Genomic DNA, 1612 nt, shown 5'->3' with positions numbered 1-1612 from the left:
GGCCCGGCCCGCGCCGCCCCGCCGCATCGCCGCGCCGCCCGCCGGCCTTCCGCGCCGGCCCGCGCCGTGCAGCCTTCCGGCGGTTCGCCGCCCCACCCCCCTGCGGACACGCCCCTGACCATGGACCTGCTGACCCTCGCGCTGCTGCTCCTCGTCCTGCTCTGCATGCTGCTGGGCGCCGGCCTCTGGATCTCCATGTCGCTCGCCGCCGTCGGCTGGGTGGCGATGACCATGGTGCATCCGACGCCGGGGCTCTTCCTCGCCTCGGCCTTCTGGGAATCCACCGGGTCCTGGACGCTGGCGGCGCTGCCCATGTTCGTCTGGATGGGCGAGATCCTGTTCCGCACCAAGCTGTCGGAGGAGCTGTTCAACGGCCTCGCCCCCTGGGTGCGGCGCATCCCGGGCGGGCTGCTGCATGTGAACATCCTGGCCTGCGGCATCTTCGGCAGCGTCTCCGGCTCCTCCGCCGCGACCTGCGCCACCGTGTCCAAGATCGCGCTGCCGGAACTGCGCAAGCGCGGCTATGACGAGGATGTGGCGATCGGCTCCCTCGCCACCTCCGGCACGCTCGGCATCCTCATCCCGCCCTCCATCATCATGGTGGTCTATGCGGTGGCGGCCGAGGTCTCGATCATCCGCGTCTTCATCGCCGGCTGCCTGCCCGGGCTGATCGTGATGCTGCTGTTCAGCGGCTACATCGTCATCTGGGCGCTGCTGAACCCGGCGAAGCAGCCGCCGCAGGACGCGCGCATCCCCTTCCTCGCCAAGCTCCGGCAGAGCGCGCAGCTGATTCCCTGCGCGCTGCTCATCATCGGCGTCATCGGCACGATGTTCGTCGGCTGGGCGACGGCGACGGAGGCGGCGGCCTTCGGGGTGCTGGGGTCCCTGCTGCTGGCCGCGGTGACCGGCACCCTGACCTGGCAGAGCTTCCTCGACAGCCTGAAGGGCGCCACCCGGCTGTCCTGCATGATCATGTTCATCCTGGCCGGCGCCGCCTTCCTCACGAAGGCGATGGCGCTGACCGGCATCCCGGCGGCGCTGGCGCAGGCGGTGGCGGCCGCCGATCTCGGCCCCTATGGCATCATCGCCATCCTGACCGTGGTCTACATCCTGCTGGGCACGGCGCTCGACGGCGTCTCGATGATCGTGCTGACCACCTCGGTGGTGATACCGATGGTGCAGCATGCCGGCTTCGACCTGGTCTGGTTCGGCATCTTCATCGTGCTGCTGGTCGAGATCGCCGAGATCACGCCGCCCGTGGGCTTCAACCTGTTCGTCATGCAGACGATGACAGGGAAGGAGCAGACGGAGGTGGCGATGGCCTCGCTGCCCTTCTTCCTGTGCCTGGTGCTCACCGTGGTGCTCTGCACGCTGTTCCCGGTGACGCTGGTGACCGGCCTGCCGGAATGGCTGCTGGCGCGGTAGCGAGGGGGGGGCGGGCCGCGCCGGGACATCGCACCGGACGTGCCGGCCCGGCCCCGGCGGAGTGCGGCGAATGCCACGCCGCGGCGGGCAGGGCCCGACGGCTGGCGCCGTCGCGCCGGGCGCCGTTGCATTTGGCGCCGCCTGCGGCCCGCCGGCATCCTGGCCGGCGCGGTCGTCGGCCCTGGCG

At 71.2% G+C, this 1612-nt stretch carries 1 protein-coding gene; it reads left to right on the top strand.

Annotation, left to right across the window (positions count from 1 at the left end; all coding sequences use genetic code 11):
* Nucleotides 1-120: 120 nt before the first annotated feature.
* Nucleotides 121-1425, top strand: a complete 1305-nt coding sequence (locus tag E2C05_RS31640; RefSeq protein ID WP_133223565.1) for a TRAP transporter large permease — start codon at nucleotides 121-123, stop codon at nucleotides 1423-1425.
* The last annotated feature ends 187 nt before the right edge of the window (nucleotides 1426-1612 follow it).

It is taken from the genome of Paracraurococcus ruber (assembly GCF_004353985.1).
GTDB classification, from domain to species: Bacteria; Pseudomonadota; Alphaproteobacteria; order Acetobacterales; family Acetobacteraceae; genus Paracraurococcus; species Paracraurococcus ruber.
The sequence above is the reverse complement of the archived record's forward strand: the minus strand, read 5'-3'. Positions and strand labels throughout refer to the sequence as shown.

Bases quoted from the DNA above. Each gene is read 5' to 3' on its own strand.
- E2C05_RS31640 (WP_133223565.1), top strand. From the start codon at position 121: ATGGACCTGCTGACCCTCGCGCTGCTGCTCCTCGTCCTGCTCTGCATG.